We start from the raw sequence: 18211 nt of genomic DNA on the forward strand, positions 1-18211 counted from the left end.
TTTGGCAAATTGTGCTGGATTGACCCCGATGGGCGTGCGCAAAACTGGGAAAGCCGCTCCCTATCTTCCAGCCCCTGAGAAGGGAGCTGAAGGAAGATGTGGAGCGGCTTATCTAAGCAGCGGATGCTTGCAGGGCTTAGAAGGTGCCCTTAACCTGCTTGCCGAAGTCGTTGACGGTTGCCTTGCGGGAGTCAACGTTCTGGTCGTTAGCCTGGGAGTTGTCGCCTTCCAGACGGCCAATCTGGGTGACCTCGATGTAGTTGTGGATGCGGCCTTCCTTGGTGTCGCCATCGCCGAAGTCGAGGTTTGCAACGCGAACCTTCTCGCCAGCGTTGATTGGGTTAGCCAGGGTGACCTCGAAGGTGCGGGTGGAGGTCTTCTCGTTGAAGCCCAGGTCACGGATGTGAGCGCCGTTGGAAGAACGTGGGGTGATGAGGCGGTCAACGCCCTTCGGGCCCTTGTCGGTCTTCACGTCAACGCGGTACTGAACTGCAGGGAAGGTGCCGTAGTAACGGTCAGAGCCAACGTTTTCCAGCTGCAGAGCAACGGTGCCTGCGAAACCGGAGTGCTTAGCGCCGGAGGTGGTGAAGAAAGGCTTCAGGTCGAGCTTCTGCTTCTCGTCAGACTTCTCGTCCTTCTTTACCTCTTCGAGCTTTGCCTTGTCAGCTTCCTCTTCCTTCTTAGCTTCAGCCTCGGAAACAGGTGCCTCGGTTACCGGAGCCTCGTTGTCCTTGACAACCTCAGCGTCAGCCTTCGGATCCTTGTCCTCCTGCTTAACCTCTTCGGTGTTCTGTGCGTCCTTGTTAGGAGCGAAGGAGTCAGCGATGTCGTCGTACAGCTTGACGCGAACCTCGTTCTTGACTGGCTGCATTGCGGACCAAGCAGTCGGGGTGGACCAGGTGCCGTTAGTCTTGCAGTACTGCTGGGTGCCGGTCATGTTCAGAACGCGGAAGCCGTAAGTTGCTTCACCGGTGTGGTTTGGCGGAACGTCGTAAGGTCCGATGGACTGGCCAGCCTCCCAGGACAGGGAGTAGGAAGCGGAAGCGCCGATCTTGGTAGCGATCTCGTGGGAGATGCCTGCGGAGCCCTTGGAGTTCTTGCCGGAGACGTCGCCGCCCAAGTTCATGGAGGTGGTGCTGGTGCGGTCGCCGTTGACCTCCAGCTGGATGGACTGAGACTTGGACAGATTCTGCTGCAGCGGAATGTCCTTCTTAGTCTGGTTGGTGGTGGAGATGGTGCCAGCTGGCATGAAGGTGTCAGTTGCCTTGTAGACAACGGTGCGGTGGTCTTCCCATGGGTTGCAGACCGGGCGTGGGTTAAGGACGTTAGCCTTCATGTGGTCGGAACCGTGGGTGGTGTGGATGATTGGCAGCTTGGCGTTGATGGCCGGAGTCTCTGGGTAGGACTCGGTGATGGTTTCAGCGTTAGCTGCTGGCATCATGAGCGCGCTGCCGGCGATGGCAAGGCCGGCGAACAGGCCGGCGGAGCGACGACGGATAGACATGTTTAGTTCTCCTCGAACGACTGGAGGTGGACGTATTTTTGGCGAGTTACGCACGGCGAATACGTTGGCGGTGCGTGACGAAGACCTACGCTAGCGACTGTTTTTCAGTGACGCACGATAGAGATGTATTGACAATTAAAGATAGAAATTCACATAAGTGTCATGAACGCTGTAAACAGCTTCGGTGGAAAATTAACGCTGACTGGGAATTTTCCAAATTAGGACTACATCGTGCGAAAAGTGTTCTTGTCCGAACGATCACAAACTAAAGTATGATTACTTTCAGGGGTGATCCTTATGTGGAAAATGGCTAAATGGCGGTCCTCGAAAGGCGGAAAATCCGTTTTGCTGGCTCAGCCCCGCGCTTCACCTTGGGATAGCCTGTGCAAATTAATGACTGGGATGTATTGTCACGTGGTCTATAGTGCCCAGTGGTGAGGATAACACCATGCGGGCTAATGTGCTCGGCTAACAGCATTTGGAAACCAGATTACCTTAATAGTTCAAATGCCATAACCTGAAATCATGAGCGCCAAATCCCCAGAAAATCTCTTGCTTTATCTTTCTGAAGAGCAAGAACGGGCCATCGCCGAGCTATTCGACGACCTCGTTCGGCGTGGCCTGCCACGCCAGAATCAGCGCCCGCACATCACTATTACTTTCGCCCAATCCATGGCCCCCGAGGCAGTGGAACTGGCCGCTGAACTGCTTCCGCCGCTATTGCCAGCAACTTTTCAACGGGTGGGAACCGTAGTATTCGGAACGCGCTCGAAGCAATCAATCGCTTGGCTTCTGGAAACAACCGATGAGTTCGAAGCGGCCGCTCGGGAGATTAGCGCGGCCAATCCTGAATCACGAGGGGCCCGCTGGACCCCGCATATAACGATGGGACTTCGCATCCCGCGCGACGAGGTCGGCCGCTATATCGACGTCCTCGATGCCGCTACGAACGAGGCCACCCGCACCGCTGCACGCAGCGGCGGGCACTTGCTGAAGGAATTTACTGCGGCCCAAGCTGCGTACTGGCGGCCGGCGACTGAGGAATTGCGGGTGCTATGGGGAGATCGAGTAGCGTGACGAGCACCCGCTAAGCGGGGGATTTAGCGTTTAGTTCAAGAACTATTGCGCCGGGGTGGGAACAGCGACTGCATCGCCCACCAGGTCGATGACCTCTTCGCGAGTGCCCGCAGCACGCAGTTGTGCGCGGAAATCTTCCTTCATCAGGCGGCGGGCCAGCTTCGACAGAATCTTGAGGTGCTGATTGCCGGAGCCTTCCGGAACAGCGATCAGGAATACTAGGTCGGTTGCCTCCTCGCCCTCGGCCCACTGAATGCCGGGCTTGGGAAGACGGGCGAAAGCCAAGGTTGGGCGCGTGACCCCTGCAGTGTGGGCGTGCGGGATGGCAACGCCATTGCCGACGCCGGTGGAGTGTTGCTCTTCGCGGGCTAGTGCGGCGTCGACAAGCGCTTCGGCGTCGGAAGCGCGACCGGTGGCTGCGATGGAAGCGACGAGCTCGCGAATGATGTCCTCGCGGTTGGTACCACGCGTGGTCTCAAGCGCGACCGTATCGGGAAGAAGCAGGGCATCGCTATCGCTGGCGCCTTCAGTAGGAGTTGCTTCCGACGCCGCGGCACCCTTCTTGGCGGTGATACCGACGAGCAGGAGGATAAGCGCGGCGTCGACAAGAATGCCGGCCGCCAGGCCGATGATGAATCCGCCAACGTTGTCGACGGCGCCCAGCAGCGCCACGATCGGGCCGCCGTGCATGACGTGATCCTCGACGCCGAGCTGTCCCGCGATGGCGCCCGCGACGGCACCGCCGATGACGTTAGCCGGAATGACCTGCAGCGGACGAGCAGCGGCGAGCGGAATCGCGCCCTCGGTAATTCCGAACATACCCATGAAAAGGGCGGCGATACCGGAATCGCGCTCGGCCTTGTTGAACCAGCTGCGGCGAACCAAGGTGGCGACGCCGACGGCTAGCGGTGGCACGGCAATCGCCGTTGCCGCCATGCCCATCGGTGCCGCGTTGCCAGCCGCGATGAGGCCGCCGCCGAAGAGGAAGGCGGTCTTGTTGAAAGGCCCGCCCATGTCGAAGGCAATCATCGCGCCGATGACAGCGCCGAGTATGAGCACGGAGGAACCCTGCATGCCGGCGAGGTAATCCGTCATGGCCTCGAAGGCAGCGGCGACTGGATGACCGATGATGTAGATGAACGCCAGGCCCACGATAAGCGTGGTGAGAATCGGAATGACAATAATCGGCCAAATCGGCGCGACGTATTTGCCTACCGGAATCTTCTTGATGGCCAGGGCAACATAGCCGGACAAGATACCTGTGATGATGCCGCCAATGAATCCGGCACCCGCATCCGATCCGTAGAGCGAACCCGTCGTGGCGATAAGGCCGGTGATAAGTCCCGGTGCAAGGCCCGGCCTATCCGCAATGCCCACGGCGATGTAGCCGGACAAAATCGGCACCATCAAAGAAAACGCCAGGGCACCTAGCTGATTAATGGTGAACCAGAAGCTGCCTTCCGGAATGGCGATGCCCTCCGGGGTTGGCGTGCCGCCGATGGACAGCGCGACCGCGATGAGCAAACCGCCCGTGACTACGAAGGGGATCATGTGGCTCACGCCATTCATCAGGGATTTATACAGCGTCTGGCCAAAGCCGCGCAGACCCGAATCGGCAGTACCTTCTGTGCGGCCTCCCGCCGGGGTGGCGCTCTCGGCGGAGTCACGCCGGGCCTCAGCTGTAGTTAGCGCCGTTGCCTCCAGTGCACGGCCCAGTAGCTCCTCCGGGCGGCTAATGGCTTCGTCGACGCCGGTAGCTACGAGCCGCTTTCCGACGAAGCGGTCCTTAGCCACCACCGTATCCGCCGCGATGACAACGGCGTCTGCCGCATCGATGTCTGCCTGCGAAAACTTCCCCTCGACTCCGATGGAGCCGTGGGTTTCCACCTTAAGCTCGTAGCCCAGCTTCTGCGCCGCGGCCTCAAGGTTTTCCGCCGCCATGTAGGTATGTGCGATTCCCGTTGGGCAGGCCGTGATGGCAAGCAGCCTCGGCCTTGATTGCGATGTACTCATAACTGTGATCTAACAGGACGGGGAATCGGGAATCTAGCGGCGGTGGTGTTTGGCCTGAGAACCGAAGTGAGGGAAGAGGGAGCTGAATTGCGATAGTGTTTCGGATGTACGTGCTAATTGGAAAAGGGGAGAATGAAGATGATCAAAAAGGGTGACAGATTGGACTTGTCAGGCGTATTCGACGATGTAGGCATTACGCTAAAACGCACTGATGATAAAGATGTCGGCGAATATCAGTACTCAATTCCACTATCTTTCAGTGACGATCCAGCATCTATTGCTGGTGCTGTGGATGTGTCATCTTCCGGCGAAATCTTAGGAGTCGAGCTCGTGATGATTCAACAGGCTATAGCTAATCCGAAGCCTTCAAATCATGAGTAGCTAGTAACTTTTGGCCACACTGGAAGTCGGACAATTCCGAGTCACTCGCGAAATTGCTGTTGATGCAGGCATGACGTTGTCGGGCTTGAACGAGGTTTTGCAGGTGGCTTTTGCTTGGGAGGACTGCCATCGGGATCAGTTCACGCATCGAAATTGTGCTTTAAGGGATAGTTGGGTCCACCGCGTTGAAGCGCTGTTAATAACGTGTGGAAAAGCCACTTCGTGAGACTGATTAGCGTGGTAGGTTGCGTTTATGAATAAGTTCTCTCGTGTTTGTGCTCGTGCTTTGACAGTTGGGCTTTTGTCCCTTGGCGTGGTTAGTGGTGGTGGCGTGGGTGCGACTGCGCCAGAGGCTGCCGCGTTGACGCCGGAGGAGCAGCATCAGTTCCTAGTTGATCCGGTTGGGGCAGTCTTGTGGCAGGGAATCAAGGGTTCCTCTGATGCGCTGAACAGCAATCGCGGTGCGGCGATGGCAGCGTCGTTCTATTCGATGAATTCGCCGGCACCCGGTATCGGCTTGCCTGCCTTTGATCGTTGCGTGCAAGGCGTGGGTTCCTCCACCACGGTTCCCGGAGTCCGTTACGTGGTCGGCGGATTGTGCGCGATGTTGGACCCGGCCGCGCGAGCGGAGATTGAACGTATCAACTTCACCCCGCAGTACTAGGCTTGAAGGCTGTGAACTCTACTAAGGTGAACACGGAACTTGCCCATAAACACGTCATCGTGATGGGAGTGTCCAGCTGCGGGAAATCCACGGTGGGGCAGCTGCTGGGAGGCCAGGTTGGTCTCGCCTTTAGAGACGGCGACGACATGCATCCGGCCACCAACATCGAAAAGATGTCCGCGGGGCACGCGCTTAACGACGCCGACCGCTGGCCCTGGCTCGAAGCAATCGGGCAGTGGATGCAGGGGCAAACCGAAGGCGCCATCGTGGGATGCTCAGCGCTTAAGCGTTCGTACCGGGATCTGATTCGCACCCATGCGCCGGATACATTCTTCGTTCATCTGCACGGCAGCTACGAGCTTTTGCTGGAGCGCATGCAAAACCGTGCAGGCCACTTCATGCCGGTATCGCTTTTGCAATCGCAGTTCGAAACGCTTGAGCCGCTCGATGAGGATGAGCCGGGGATCGTGCTCGACGTAGCACAAAGCCCCGCAGAACTAGCTGCCGAAGCAGCGAGGTATCTGCGGGGCTAGATGCCCTAAACCGTTGTGGCTTGGCTTTCTTGGACTGAGGCTAACTGGGGCTAAAGCGCTGCAGTAATCCCAAAGATAATAAGCACGAAGACGAAGCCGACGAAGGAAACGAGTGCCTGGTTGAGGGTCCACGTGCGCAGCGTGGTTGCCACGTCCATGCCCATGAGGCGGCCGACCAACCAGAAGCCCGAGTCATTGACGTGGCTGCCAAAGACCGAACCCGCGGCGGTGGCAAGCACGATAAGAGCAAGCTGCACCGCAGAGTAGTCTGCTGCTTCCACAGCCGGGACCATGAGCGCTGCTGCAGTAGTAAGAGCCACGGTGGCAGAACCCTGCGCAAGACGTAGCGCGACCGCAATGAGGTAGCAGGCAAGAATGACAGGAATGCCGAGGCCTGCCATCGAATCAGCCAGAGCATCGCCGATTCCAGAAGTGCGTAGCACGCCGCCGAACATGCCGCCGGCACCGGTAATCAGCACCACTGAGCAAATCGGCCCCAGGGAAGACTCCATGGTCTTTTCGATCGCCGTCTTATCCATTCCGCGCTTGAATCCGAGCGCAATCATCGCGGCAATCGCCGTGATGAGCAGTGCGATGGGGGTCTGGCCTAGGAAGATGAAGAATTTCACCCAGGTGGCATCGCCCGAAATGTGACCGGCGGAGGAAAGCGCCGACAAGCCGGTGTTGCCAAAGATAAGGAGCATTGGGATAAGAAGAATTCCGATGACCGTCGCCGGTGAAGCTGGCTTTTCCGGAAGCTTTTCATCCGCCACGCGTTCGCCGGTCAAAATATCGCCGACAACGAAGGGGTACTTCTTGCCCAAGTGCAGGCCCAGGCGGTAGCCGGAGAGATACCACGTAGGAAGCGCGACCAGCAGGCCGAAGACCAAAATGAGACCGATGTCAGCGCCATAGAATTCGCTGGCAGCGACAGGACCCGGGTGGGGCGGAAGGTAGATGTGCATTACTGAGAACGCGCCGGCCGCGGGAATACCGTAGGCGAGAACCGGGCCGTTAAGACGCCGCGCCACTGCGAAGATCACCGGCAGCATCACGATTAAGCCAGCGTCGAAGAAGATGGGGAAACCCATAATGAGCGAGGCAACGCCTAGCGCAAACGGTGCTTTATCTTCGCCGAAGAGTTTAACCAGGGCGTCGGCAAGCGATTTAGCGCCACCGGAGGTTTCAACCAAGCGCCCGATCATGGCGCCCAAACCAACCAACAGCGCAACGGAACCAAGCGTTGAACCAAAGCCCTTGGTTAGCGTCGGTACTACGCCTTCAAGAGGGATACCGGCAATAAGCGCAGTCAGGGTAGAAACTATGGTCAACACGATGAATGCGTGAACCTTGAAGTAGATCACCATGACCAGAATCAAGGCAACCGCGGCAGCTGCTATCCCCAGCAGAGGGCCGGTTGTAAGCACCGGCTCCCAGGTTTCCATGACGTCCATGGAACTAATCCTTTCTTAAGTTACGGCCTTGCTGTCAAGCCGTAGTTGTGAGTCAGATTATCATCGGAAATAAGCGTGGATATAACCACTCAAATGTGACTTTCGTACCGTGCAGCTCAAATTGGAACCTAAGCGTCAGCGCTACCTCGAAGGAGGACGATGACGACGATTCCATTTATTTAGGACACCGATCTGGGCCAGGCCGACAGACTCGAGACATGTCGACACATATGATGTGGTGTGCAGCGCAATTGAGTAGCTCAACGCATTGATCCAACAAGCTAGAAGGAAGGCCCCATGGTTGCCCCTAAGCGATACGCCGTCGTTGACTTCGAGACCACAGGCTTTGGCTCGACTGATCGAGTCATCGAGATAGGTGTTGTTCTGTTGGACCACAACCGGGAGGTGGAGTCAACGTGGGAGACCTTGGTGCAGCCGCAGCGGGATATTCCGAACTCATTCGTTCACCGCATCACACCGACTGACGTTGTGGATGCGCCCCTTTTCGGCGAAGTCGCAGGGGAATTCTTCGAACTTCTCAACGGGCGCACGGTGGTCGCACACAATGCGCCTTTCGAGGCGCGGTTCTTGCAGAGGGAGTTTTCTAGTTTAGGGGTGGCGTGGCCCAACTACGGGGCGTGGGTGGTTGATACCAAGCGGTTGTTCCAACAGACGTATCCAGGCGAGGGTGCAACCCTTGAGCACGCCTTGGAAGTTGTTGGGATTACAAATGCCCGTCCGCACTCGGCACTGGCAGATGCACTGGCGACTGCAGAGCTGTTTGCCCGGCTGGTTAGCCAAGGGACTGATGTGGTGATAAGCAGCAGAGCAATTACCCTCCCACCGCAGGAGTTTCCTGCCCGCGGCGCGCTTCTACCTCGCACCGCGTTGGCAGAAGATTTGACGCACAAGCGTGGTGAATGGCTGGTCCGCCTGGCAGATACTGCAGCACCTGAAGGCTCCGGAGATGCGGAGAAGTACAAGAAACTGCTCGCGGCAGCGTTGGTAGATAAGGAACTTTCCAAGTCTGAAATTGTCCAGCTGCAGAACCAAGCGCAGCAGGAGGGTCTCACGAGCAATGACGTGATGAGTATTCATGAAGAATTCATCCGGCAGCTCGCCGTGGAGGTTTGGCTTGATGGTGAGGTGACAGAGGAAGAACGTGCCACGCTGCTGTTGCTCAACGAGCAGCTGGGGCTGCCTGCCGATACCGCCGAGGCACTCCTTGCGGCACCGCAGCGAGGGGAAAGTGAACTGGGTATCAGCCTGTCTGCTGGGGACAGAGTGACGTTTACGGGGCAGTTCGATCTTCCCCGAGAAGAATGGGAACGTCGCGCAATGGCAGTAGGGCTAAGTGTCGGCGGCGTGACGAAGAAGTCCGTGCTACTCGTTGCTGCGAACCCTGACTCCATGAGTGGAAAGGCGCGCAAGGCCAGGGAGTACGGCGTCCCAATTATTGGTGAGACGGCCTTTGCTCGTCTGTTGGGCAGTATGTCTGGGGGCGGACAATTCGTGGAGCAGGACCTGTCGGCACAGCCTGCTGAACTTGATCTGACAGAAACCTACGGGATCTTCCCGTGGAGCACTGGCGTTTCTGGCACAAGTGCGCACACTGGCACGAAGGCATTGGCGGTGGAGTGGTGCGCCAAGCACCCAAGACGGAAGCTTCTGGAGCTCTCACCCCAGTTGACGCCGTTTAGTGAGATCGAGGTGCAAAGTTCTTACAAGAGCGGGTACACACAGTGGTTTGCGCGGTTCCCGCAACCGCTGGAGGCAACCGTGGAGGACTTGCGTGATCTTCCAGGAGTAGGCGAACACAAGCTTGTAGCCATGGTGGAAGCTGTGGTTCTTGCAGCCAGTGACAGTGGAAATGCCGCGGTGATCGATAGTATTGGTGCAGCGGAGAACCCTTATGGTGACATCCCCATTGGTGACAATCCTTTTAGCGACGATGACTCCGCTGGGCGCGCTGCTGAATTTTTGGGTCGAACGTCCGAAGAAATCCGCGCGTTGGACCAAGCCGCGTTGTACATCGGGTGGGCACAGCTAAATGGCGCGGTTGTAGAGGTTGCGTCGTTACCAAGTGCCGTCGCAGCCGAGGTCCCCATAATTTCTGCACACCTTGAGCACCAATCCCCAGTGCGGGCTTTGTTCCAACGCGCCGTGGATGAGCTCGATCGAGCCATTGACGGTGATGAACGCAAACGCGGAATCGTTTGCAGCCGGTGGCTTGGTGGGGCGACGTTGGATTCCATCGGCACCGCGTTTGGTCTCACGCGCGAGAGGATCCGTCAGTTGGAGCGACAATTGGCGGAAGATTTTGAGAAGAATAGTGCTCTCTTTAAAGAAGTCGTGGCGGCTGTGGGTAAGCGTGCCCGTCCAATCTTGCCTGTGGATGAGCTCCGAAGGGGGCTACCTGATCTCGTACGAAAGCCGGCAGAGTTTGACGCAACGTTCGGTGAAATCTTCACGGGCATTGGCAAGCAATGGGAAGTTGTCAACGGCTGGTTGGTGTTCAATGGCTTCACTCAGGCATTGTCAGAGAAGCTAACAACGCTGGCGGACGACCACGGTATTGTTCGGATTGATGAACTCGCCGTGGGCTTGGAAGTTACGCCGGAACGGCTGGAGCAGTACATCGTGACCAACGAGGAACTTAAGGTCGCAGTCTTAGACAATTACGTGCTGACAAAGGTCGGCAGCTACCAAGACCGTGCTGTGAGCGTGCTTGCTATAAACGGTGAGCCGATGACTGCAGAGGCGATCATGGATACCCTCGGGGGCGGCAGCCCACGGTCTGCTTCTAATCAATTCTCCATTGATCCTCGTCTGACAAAAGTCTCTGCCGATCAATGGGCGCTGACGGAGTGGGGACACGAGGAATTCAAGAGTATTGCTAGCTGGATCTCTACGCGCCTGGCCGCTAGCACCCGAACTCATACGGTTGTCGATGCCGCAGGCTCCTCGCAGGAAGTCCCTGCGATTGCTTTGAATGAGCTGCTAGCGCAGGCAGAGAGATTGCGAATTTCAGAACTCTCGATCCGCCAATATGCGGCCAATGGAGATTTTGAGACTCGCGACGGCATGGTTATTGCACGAGTGGATGAGTCTGGAAACGTCATGGAGGGCGATATCGCAGATGCCCGCGATGCCTATCTCCGTGACGGCGAGTGGAACCTCTTGCTGACAGTTAACAAGGACCACCTGCGTGGCAGCGGCTTCGCTGTGCCCGCGCCCATTGCTGCGTACTACGGAGTAAAAGTGGGCGAGAGCTGTGCGCTGAGTAGCCGGTTAGGTGAGGAGTTTGTTCGTGTCAATCGTCTTAAGCAAGTCTCGTTGTCAACGATAAAGCGGTTCCTCGACGAGCTCGGTGTCCGCGAGGGCCAGCGGGTGTGGCTCAAGCTGGGCAAAGAAAGGACCTTTGATGTCTCGATCGCACCTGCTGTCCAGCATCATGAGGCTGGGTTGGCTCGCCTCTATGACTTCGTGGGACTTGACGGCACGCTGATGCAGCCTGGTGAATCGACGGAAGATTCGCTAGCTCGAGTTAACGAGATACTGGGACTGAGCCCGCAGGCGCCGCGCCGGCGAACGGTGGCGGTCTTCCGTCATCGCCACCAGGACGAGATCGCTGACCTTATTCAGGAGCTCTAGGGGATTTCATGGAGCAAGGGGGCTGAAATAACGCAGTCCCGTGCATTGCTTAAGATTAAAAAGGGCGAATTTTTCATTTTAGGCGAGTTTTTGGGGTAGCTTAATTACAAAAATCGCGATTTTTAACGTTTAGGCGGTGTAATGCCTGTGGAAAAATACGAACCACTGAAAAAGGTGTTTTATCGTGCTACGAGCGGTGGCAGGGAGCTTGTTGCTGAGCAGCTCCGTGTGCGGCGTTCAAGTCCTGCTGCTTTTACCTGGCCCTATGAGGTGGGCAAGCACGGGCTTTTCTACGTTCACACCCGTGGTCTCGCAGAAAGGGTGGAGCGCGTCTGGCGCCAAGAGGTTCAGATTGCTGCGTTGTGGCAGAAGCTTCCAGTGACGGCTAGGGAACACTATTTTCACGAGCTGGTGGTCGATGAAATAAAGGCGACCAACGATATTGAGAACATTTCCTCCACCCGCAAAGAAGTCGCCGCTGCGGTTGAGGCTGAACGCAGCATGGGAAAGGCGTCGGAAGGCGCGCCAGTGCGACGATTCCGGGAAATGGTGCGGCAATACTTGGCCCTCCCCGGCGAATTTTTGGGGCGAGATGACCTTCCACCATTGGGTTTTCCCTCAAACCTGTCTGAGATTCGCTCGCTGTACGACTCCCTCGTCGGCGAAGAAGTAGACAAAGCCGATGTGCCCGATGGCGAGCTCTTCCGAACTGGTGATGTTTCGCTAAACGATGGAGTGCGTGAGCTTCATGCGGGCGCACGGGGCGAGTCCGCCATTCGGGCGCGCCTCGAGGTGATGCTCGATTCTGTTCATGAGTCTCGCGGGGTTCAGCTCTTCGCGGCCTTTGTGGAGCACTTCATGTTTGAACATACCCATCCGTTCTACGACGGCAACGGACGCATGGGGCGATTCCTCCTGAGCATTCGGCTATCACGGCTACTTTCTACCCCGACAGCGTTGTCGCTCTCGGCGGAAATCTTTAGGCAGAAGAGGCGCTACTACGATGCCTTCACTACGGCAGAAGACCCCATGAACTATGGTGAGCTGACTTTCTTTGTCGAGGATATGGCTGCGATGGTCAATGCTGCCCAGGCCCGTTTGTTGTCCTCCCTCGAGGAAAGAAGCGACCGACTGAATAGGCTGGAACAGAGCCTGCGTGCGCTAGAGAGCGAAGGAGCTGCAAGCGAGCTGGCATTGTCAATCGCATTCTTGCTTGGACAGGTCGCGCTTTTTGGTCCACGTGCTGGCCTGAGCTTGGACGAGGTAGCCGGCGTTGTCCGAGTGTCTAAGCAGACCGCGCGTAAAGGGATTGCCGAGCTCGAGAGCATGGGCTACGTCGAGTTCTTGTCGCGGCGCCCGCTCGTTACGGCACTTACCGCGCCGGGATTGACGTGGCTTGGGCTCGTAGAGTGACGAGCCCAGAAATCTTCGCTGCTGAGGTTGGTTACGTCCAAGGACTCGGTGGCTTCATCGAGGGTCTCGAAGATGTTGATGCCGTCGATGACAAGCTGGCCGTCGTCGTTGACCACAGCATCGACAACCCACTCTGGATCCACGGGATCGAGGAGGTCGCCGGGCTTGAGGAGGCCGGCTTCGACGAATGCGATGAGTTGGCTGCGCTCTGCCAAGAAAACGTCGTAGTCGAGGTTTTCCCAATTCTCCGGCATCGCATGCCAATACATTTGATGTGCCAGCCACTCATCGCCTTGCGAGCGATCTGCAACCAATTCAGGCCAGTAATCGTGTGATGCACGGTCTGCGATGTGAATGTTGGTTGATCAGTCGGTGGGCGCGAAATTCGCGGCTTGGTTAATACGGCTAAAGCGCCAGAAGGCATCAGTGAGTTGTGTGCCGATGATGTGATTGGGAGCGTTTTTGAAAGCCGCGGCGTAAAAACTTTCGGACTGCTCTGCTTGAAGGTGTGCAAGTGCGAATGCGGCTTCCATTCTTGGTTGCGTGATAAAGGCAGAAACGAGTGTTGAGTGGCATGTGCCTAAATCTTCGTCAACGACTAGGTAAACGTTTGCATACCTGGTAATTACTTTAGCTAGGGCTGGTCATATCTTTCGTGGCCGGCAAAGAATAAAGGTAGGAGGACACGTATGTCCATGCTGAATGCGTTGCTCGCGGAGGATGCGGTTGATCTGCATGGCCGTGCTGGTGACTGGCGTGAGGCTATTGAGTTGGCGGGCGGTTTGCTCGTTGCGGCGGGCAAGACGAGCCCGGCATACACCGAGGCCATGGTGCGCTCGGTGGAGGAAAACGGACCGTACATTGTGGTCGCACCGGGCTTCGCTTTTGCCCACGCGCGGCCGTCGGAGGCAGTGCGGGAAACGGCGTTGTCGTGGGTCCGCCTGGATCGACCAGTGGAGTTCGGTTCCAAGACCAATGACCCCGTGACTCTTGTCGTAGCACTTGCGGCGAAGGATTCATCCGAGCACCTGAAGGCTATGAAAGAGCTGGCCGGGCTGCTGGGGAAGAAGGACGTGCGTGCGCGTCTGGATTCTGTAGAAAGCGAAGCTGAGCTGCGCCAGGTGCTTGCGGATGTTGCGAACGGTGGGGCAGGGGCGGCGTCGGCAAGCGCGGCTCTTGCAACTGATCACAGTGACGCGCGAGAGGGCGCCGAGCACCAGACCGCGGCTGATTCGGTGGCCTCAAAGGGCAAAATCTACACCGTGTGCGGCAATGGCCTGGGCACGTCGTTGTTCCTGAAGAACACGCTGGAGCAGGTCCTTGATGAATGGGGCTGGGGCAAGTACCTCACCGTCGAGGCAACAGACACGATTTCGGCCAAGGGGCGTGCGAAGGAAGCTGACTTCCTGCTTACCTCCGGGGAGATCGCTGCAACGCTTGGCGACGTCGGGGTGCCCGTCCACGTCATCGAAGACTTTACGAACATGTCCGAAATCGATTCTGCTCTGCGCGAGCTTTACGACGTCTAAGGAGCGCTCATGGATGTCTTGTTGAACATTGCCAACTTCTTGGTCAATGAAATTCTCTCAGTGCCGGCGTTCCTAATCGGCATCATTACCGCGGTGGGTCTCGCCGCGATGGGCCGTGGCGTGGGCCAGGTCCTCGGCGGCGCCATCAAGGCCACACTCGGCTTCCTTCTGGTGGGCGCGGGTGCCGGCTTGGTCACCGCCTCCCTTGAGCCGCTCGGCGCCATGATCACCGGCGCCACCGGCGCGCAGGGCGTGGTGCCCACCAACGAGGCCATCGTGGGCATTGCCCAAAATCAGTTCGGCTCCCAAGTGGCCTGGATTATGATCCTGGGCTTCGTGGTCTCGCTGATTCTGGCCCGGTTTACCCCGATGAGCTACGTGTTCCTGACCGGCCACCACGTGCTGTTCATGGCCACCTTGCTGACCATGGTCCTTGCACCTGCTGGATACTCTTCGTGGATCGTGGTTGCCTTCGGCGCCGCGTTGCTGGGTATCTTGATGGTCTCCCTGCCTGCCATCGCACACCCGTGGACGCGCCGCATCACCGGCGACGACTCCATCGCAATTGGTCACTTCGGTACCGCCGGCTACCTCGCTGCCGGTGCCGTGGGCAAGGCAGTTGGCGGCAAGGGCGAGAAGATGTCTAAGTCTACGGAGGAGCTCAAGCTTCCCGAAGGCCTGCGCTTCCTGCGTGACTCCATGGTGGCTACCGCACTGTCCATGGCTCTCATGTACATCGTGCTCGCCGTCATGTTCATGGTGCGCGCTGGTACCGAGGAGGCCTTCACTGCATTCGAAGGCGGTGCCACCAACGTGGGTAACTACCTCATGCAGTCCTTTACCCAAGGCCTCCAATTCGGCGTGGCCGTGGCCGTGATCCTCTTCGGCGTGCGCACCATCCTGGGCGAGCTCGTCCCTGCATTCCAGGGCATCGCCGCCAAGGTCGTCCCCGGTGCCATCCCGGCTCTGGACGCGCCTATCGTCTTCCCGTACGCACAAAACGCCGTGCTGGTGGGCTTCATCTTCTCCTTCATCGGCGGCCTCATCGGCCTCGCTGTTCTGGCCGCATGGCTCGGCCCAACATTCGGCGTGGCGCTGATCCTGCCAGGCCTCGTGCCGCACTTCTTCACAGGTGGTGCAGCGGGCGTTTACGCCAACGCAACCGGCGGACGCCGCGGCGCCATTTTCGGTGCGTTTGTTAACGGCCTCATCATCACTTTCCTGCCGGCCTTCCTCCTCGGCGTCCTCGGCTCCTTCGGCGATGCAAACACCACCTTTGGCGACGCCGACTTTGGCTGGTTCGGCCTGCTCCTGGGCTGGTCCTCCAAGGCCGGTGGAGCGTTGGGCCTCGTGCTCATCGCTGTACTTGGCTTAGTCGTCTTGGCCCTGGGCTGGTTCTCTCAGCGCAAGCTTGTGGCCACCAACTGGGACCCCACCCCGTGGCGTGAGCAGCCGGGCGCTGCCACCCCAAAGGCTGAGGCATCTGGCGTTAAGCCGCTTGCCGCTGGCCAGACCGCAGCTTCGAAGAAGTACCCCAAGGTGCTTCCTCCGAAGGGTGCTCCGGTTCCTCCTTCTCGGGTCTAACCTACAAAGCGCGCAAGGATGTCCTTGCGCGCTTTTTTGCGCGCCCGTGCACAGGATAAATTGGAGGCCTAACTAGCCGATGTCCACACTGCTTAAGGAAGATAATGTCTACCGTTCCTTTCATTCTCGATACCGATACCGCCCAAGACGATTGCGTAGCAATCTTGGTTGGATTGTTGGACAAGCGCGCGGATTTCCGTGCCATCACGATGGTGGCTGGCAACGTGGGCTTTGAGCAGCAGATTAAGAATGCGCACATGACCTTGAATGCGGCGGGCAAGCTGGGCGAGGTGCCTATCTATGCCGGTTGCTCGCAGCCGATGCTGCAGGAGTGGGCCTCGGCAGAAGACGTGCACGGTGACGGTTCGGGAGGCCTCAGCATGGACTACTCGGGCTGCGAGGTAGAAAAAGAGCATGCTGTCGACGCCCTGTTGCGTATCACCGCGGAGAACCCAGGCGAGGTATCCGTGGTGGCAATCGGGCCGCTGACGAATATCGCAACGGCAGTGGTCAAAGACCGCAACTTTGTAAAGAATGTGAAGTCGCTTTACATCATGGGCGGTTCCAACAATGGCCGTGGAAACATTACGCCGGCCGCGGAGTTTAACTTCTACGTCGATCCGGAAGCGGCGCAGATTGTCTTCAGCGCCGGCTTCGCGGACATCGTCGTGATGCCGTGGGATCCAGTGACCTTCAATGACGCCACCATGCCGCGCGCGGAGTATGACCAAAAGGTCGCGGTGGGCACCCCGATTGCCAAGTTTTTCAAGGCCATGTGCGATACCACCTTGGACTTCGATGAAGCCGCCGGTATTGGTGGTTCCACCCACCCGGATTCGATGACGCTAGCAACGCTGTTGCACCCAGAACTCATCCAAGAATCCGGGCGCTACAAGGTAGACGTGGTCACGGGCAACGGTATTACGCGAGGCTATGCGGCAATGGCCTGGGAGACCTTTGGCTTGGAAGCTAACGCGACGGTCATCGAAAAGGCGGACCGCGAAAGCTTCTTTGGCTTGCTTGACGACGTCCTGGAAACCCAGACCAACCCAAACCGTCCGATTCAGAAAGCGGACTAGAACAGGTCCCAGATGGTGACTGCCAGAATCACCGAACCAAAGAAGAACACAAAGTAGTTCCACGGGTCATGGCGGTAGGCCTTGTACTCCTTGACCCGGTGGAACATGTAGACCGGAAGCAGGAAGATAAGCACCGCATCGAAGACGCCACCCACCAAGTAGATGAGGTTGAGAATTGGCGGATTGAACACCGAGACCAGCGTGCCGGTGACAAAGATGAACGTGTAGACGATGGTGAGCAATCCGCGGCGGTTCAGACGGTTCGCAGTGCGTGGCGCGATGAGGCGCACCATGTAAGAGGTGCCCTCCTCAGCGCCGAGCATGGTGCCGAAGTAAGAGGTAATAATCGCGAAGATAACGACCATCGGGGCCAGCCAGGCAAGCAGCGGTACGCCGGTGACGTTGGCGAAGTAGGACAGCACGGGCAGGTTCTGCTCCGTTGCTTCCTTCATGCCATCGGCGCCCAAGGCCAACACGCAGGACCAGACAAAGAACATCGTGAAGATGACCAGCAGAGCGGCGGTGTAGAGCTCGATGCGGGTAACGCGCTTTTCCGTCTTCTCGCCGTAGGTTGGCTGCATATCCACGGAGAATTGGGAAAGGCCGGCCATGTGCGAGAAAGAAAAGGCAAGAACCGGCAGAATCAGCACCGAGCCCAGCAGAATATAAGGCCAGCTGCCATCTTGATATTCCACTTCCATGAAGGAACGCAGGTCCCACTGCGGGATCAGATAAATCGAGGTAGCAGCCAAAGAGATGATGAGCGGATAGACCAGTGCCTGCGCCAGCCACAGCATGGGCTTGCGGCCGATGGCGAAGATGCCGGTCAGGATGCCCACGCACAGGACCGAAAGAACCCAGCGGTTAATGGATGGTCCGTGGAGCTGATTGACAATGAAGCTGTCGATGGCGTTGGTCAACGAGATGGCGTAGATGAACACCGTGGGGATGTTCGCCAGCGAGTACATCAATGCCACGAAGAGGCCGGTATGCCGGCCCAAGTACTTGCGTACCAGCTCGAGGACGTCAAGCCCGTGGTCTTTGACCGGAGCGCCCGAGACGATGCGCGCGTAGGTGCGGTGGGAGAAATAGACCACTGGGAAGATGATGGCCGTAGCAAAGGCCAGCGGCCAGAAGCCAAAGGTGCCCGCCTGTAGCGGAAGGAAGAGGATACCTGCGCCCATCGCGGTGCCGAAGAGCGCGAGCACCCAGCCCAGCGCAGTACCTTCGGTCTTCTTTCCCTCGCGACCTACTGGGGAGGCAGTAGATGCGGTCTCGTCCGCGGCGGGCGCGGCAGTGTCAAAAGTTGTCATCGGCTAGTTCTCC

15 protein-coding genes are annotated in these 18211 nt (G+C 57.9%); 10 read left to right on the forward strand and 5 right to left on the reverse strand.

Annotated features, from left to right (window positions below):
- Positions 1-136: 136 nt before the first annotated feature.
- Positions 137-1504, reverse strand: a complete 1368-nt coding sequence (locus HMPREF3155_RS01380; RefSeq protein ID WP_070432392.1) for a hypothetical protein — start codon at positions 1502-1504, stop codon at positions 137-139.
- A 525-nt stretch (positions 1505-2029) separates the two neighbouring features.
- Between HMPREF3155_RS01380 and HMPREF3155_RS01385 the strand changes: the two genes are divergently transcribed.
- Entirely contained in the window at positions 2030-2581 is a 552-nt protein-coding gene (locus HMPREF3155_RS01385; RefSeq protein WP_061920882.1) for a hypothetical protein, read from the forward strand.
- A 42-nt stretch (positions 2582-2623) separates the two neighbouring features.
- Here HMPREF3155_RS01385 and HMPREF3155_RS01390 read toward each other — a convergent pair whose 3' ends face one another.
- The gene (locus HMPREF3155_RS01390) at positions 2624-4594 is read right to left on the reverse strand and encodes a fructose-specific PTS transporter subunit EIIC (protein WP_070432393.1); all 1971 of its coding nucleotides are present in this window, start codon (positions 4592-4594) and stop codon (positions 2624-2626) included.
- Between the two features lie 132 nt (positions 4595-4726).
- Between HMPREF3155_RS01390 and HMPREF3155_RS01395 the strand changes: the two genes are divergently transcribed.
- From HMPREF3155_RS01395 to HMPREF3155_RS01405, 4 genes are all read left to right on the forward strand, one after another.
- Positions 4727-4975 (forward strand): hypothetical protein, encoded by a 249-nt coding sequence (locus HMPREF3155_RS01395; RefSeq protein ID WP_061920887.1) that lies wholly within the window; start codon positions 4727-4729, stop codon positions 4973-4975.
- A 10-nt stretch (positions 4976-4985) separates the two neighbouring features.
- Positions 4986-5201, forward strand: coding sequence for an IS1096 element passenger TnpR family protein (locus HMPREF3155_RS13415; RefSeq protein WP_080970051.1), 216 nt, complete (start codon positions 4986-4988; stop codon positions 5199-5201).
- 27 nt (positions 5202-5228) lie between these two features.
- Positions 5229-5639 carry a hypothetical protein gene (locus tag HMPREF3155_RS01400; RefSeq protein ID WP_223197716.1) on the forward strand — a complete coding sequence of 137 codons (411 nt, stop codon included), beginning with the start codon at positions 5229-5231 and terminating at the stop codon, positions 5637-5639.
- 62 nt (positions 5640-5701) lie between these two features.
- On the forward strand, positions 5702-6172 hold the full coding sequence (locus HMPREF3155_RS01405) for a gluconokinase (protein ID WP_070432438.1): 471 nt from the start codon (positions 5702-5704) through the stop codon (positions 6170-6172).
- Between the two features lie 50 nt (positions 6173-6222).
- On the opposite strand, the gene HMPREF3155_RS01410 is transcribed toward HMPREF3155_RS01405, so the two are convergent.
- Positions 6223-7617 carry a GntP family permease gene (locus HMPREF3155_RS01410; protein WP_062044349.1) on the reverse strand — a complete coding sequence of 465 codons (1395 nt, stop codon included), beginning with the start codon at positions 7615-7617 and terminating at the stop codon, positions 6223-6225.
- Between the two features lie 306 nt (positions 7618-7923).
- On the opposite strand from HMPREF3155_RS01410, the gene HMPREF3155_RS01415 reads away from it, so the two are divergent.
- On the forward strand, positions 7924-11280 hold the full coding sequence (locus HMPREF3155_RS01415) for an exonuclease domain-containing protein (RefSeq protein WP_070432394.1): 3357 nt from the start codon (positions 7924-7926) through the stop codon (positions 11278-11280).
- Positions 11281-11508: 228 nt separating this feature from the next.
- Positions 11509-12693, forward strand: coding sequence for a Fic family protein (locus HMPREF3155_RS01420; RefSeq protein WP_235591005.1), 1185 nt, complete (start codon positions 11509-11511; stop codon positions 12691-12693).
- On the opposite strand, the gene HMPREF3155_RS12755 is transcribed toward HMPREF3155_RS01420, so the two are convergent.
- Positions 12612-13007 carry a hypothetical protein gene (locus HMPREF3155_RS12755; RefSeq protein WP_148138205.1) on the reverse strand — a complete coding sequence of 132 codons (396 nt, stop codon included), beginning with the start codon at positions 13005-13007 and terminating at the stop codon, positions 12612-12614. The two genes, HMPREF3155_RS01420 and HMPREF3155_RS12755, sit on opposite strands and share 82 nt — an antisense overlap.
- 375 nt (positions 13008-13382) lie before the next feature.
- Here HMPREF3155_RS12755 and HMPREF3155_RS01430 point away from each other — a divergent pair, with 375 nt between their 5' ends.
- From HMPREF3155_RS01430 to HMPREF3155_RS01440, 3 genes are all read left to right on the forward strand, one after another.
- Positions 13383-14222, forward strand: coding sequence for a PTS sugar transporter subunit IIAB (locus HMPREF3155_RS01430; protein WP_070432395.1), 840 nt, complete (start codon positions 13383-13385; stop codon positions 14220-14222).
- A gap of 9 nt (positions 14223-14231) precedes the next feature.
- Positions 14232-15806, forward strand: coding sequence for a PTS ascorbate transporter subunit IIC (locus HMPREF3155_RS01435; RefSeq protein WP_070432396.1), 1575 nt, complete (start codon positions 14232-14234; stop codon positions 15804-15806).
- A 104-nt stretch (positions 15807-15910) separates the two neighbouring features.
- Positions 15911-16885, forward strand: a complete 975-nt coding sequence (locus tag HMPREF3155_RS01440; protein WP_061920899.1) for a nucleoside hydrolase — start codon at positions 15911-15913, stop codon at positions 16883-16885.
- On the opposite strand, the gene HMPREF3155_RS01445 is transcribed toward HMPREF3155_RS01440, so the two are convergent.
- The gene (locus HMPREF3155_RS01445) at positions 16882-18198 is read right to left on the reverse strand and encodes an amino acid permease (protein WP_061920901.1); all 1317 of its coding nucleotides are present in this window, start codon (positions 18196-18198) and stop codon (positions 16882-16884) included. The two genes, HMPREF3155_RS01440 and HMPREF3155_RS01445, sit on opposite strands and share 4 nt — an antisense overlap.
- Positions 18199-18211: the final 13 nt, after the last annotated feature.

The organism is Corynebacterium sp. HMSC06D04 (assembly GCF_001807315.1).
Lineage (GTDB): Bacteria > Actinomycetota > Actinomycetes > Mycobacteriales > Mycobacteriaceae > Corynebacterium > Corynebacterium simulans.

Coding starts and splice junctions, on each gene's coding strand:
- HMPREF3155_RS01380 (WP_070432392.1), bottom strand. CDS start 1,504: ATGTCTATCCGTCGTCGCTCCGCCGGCCTGTTCGCCGGCCTTGCCATC.
- HMPREF3155_RS01385 (WP_061920882.1), top strand. CDS start 2,030: ATGAGCGCCAAATCCCCAGAAAATCTCTTGCTTTATCTTTCTGAAGAG.
- HMPREF3155_RS01390 (WP_070432393.1), bottom strand. CDS start 4,594: ATGAGTACATCGCAATCAAGGCCGAGGCTGCTTGCCATCACGGCCTGC.
- HMPREF3155_RS01395 (WP_061920887.1), top strand. CDS start 4,727: ATGAAGATGATCAAAAAGGGTGACAGATTGGACTTGTCAGGCGTATTC.
- HMPREF3155_RS01400 (WP_223197716.1), top strand. CDS start 5,229: ATGAATAAGTTCTCTCGTGTTTGTGCTCGTGCTTTGACAGTTGGGCTT.
- HMPREF3155_RS01405 (WP_070432438.1), top strand. CDS start 5,702: ATGGGAGTGTCCAGCTGCGGGAAATCCACGGTGGGGCAGCTGCTGGGA.
- HMPREF3155_RS01410 (WP_062044349.1), bottom strand. CDS start 7,617: ATGGAAACCTGGGAGCCGGTGCTTACAACCGGCCCTCTGCTGGGGATA.
- HMPREF3155_RS01415 (WP_070432394.1), top strand. CDS start 7,924: ATGGTTGCCCCTAAGCGATACGCCGTCGTTGACTTCGAGACCACAGGC.
- HMPREF3155_RS01430 (WP_070432395.1), top strand. CDS start 13,383: ATGTCCATGCTGAATGCGTTGCTCGCGGAGGATGCGGTTGATCTGCAT.
- HMPREF3155_RS01435 (WP_070432396.1), top strand. CDS start 14,232: ATGGATGTCTTGTTGAACATTGCCAACTTCTTGGTCAATGAAATTCTC.
- HMPREF3155_RS01440 (WP_061920899.1), top strand. CDS start 15,911: ATGTCTACCGTTCCTTTCATTCTCGATACCGATACCGCCCAAGACGAT.
- HMPREF3155_RS01445 (WP_061920901.1), bottom strand. CDS start 18,198: ATGACAACTTTTGACACTGCCGCGCCCGCCGCGGACGAGACCGCATCT.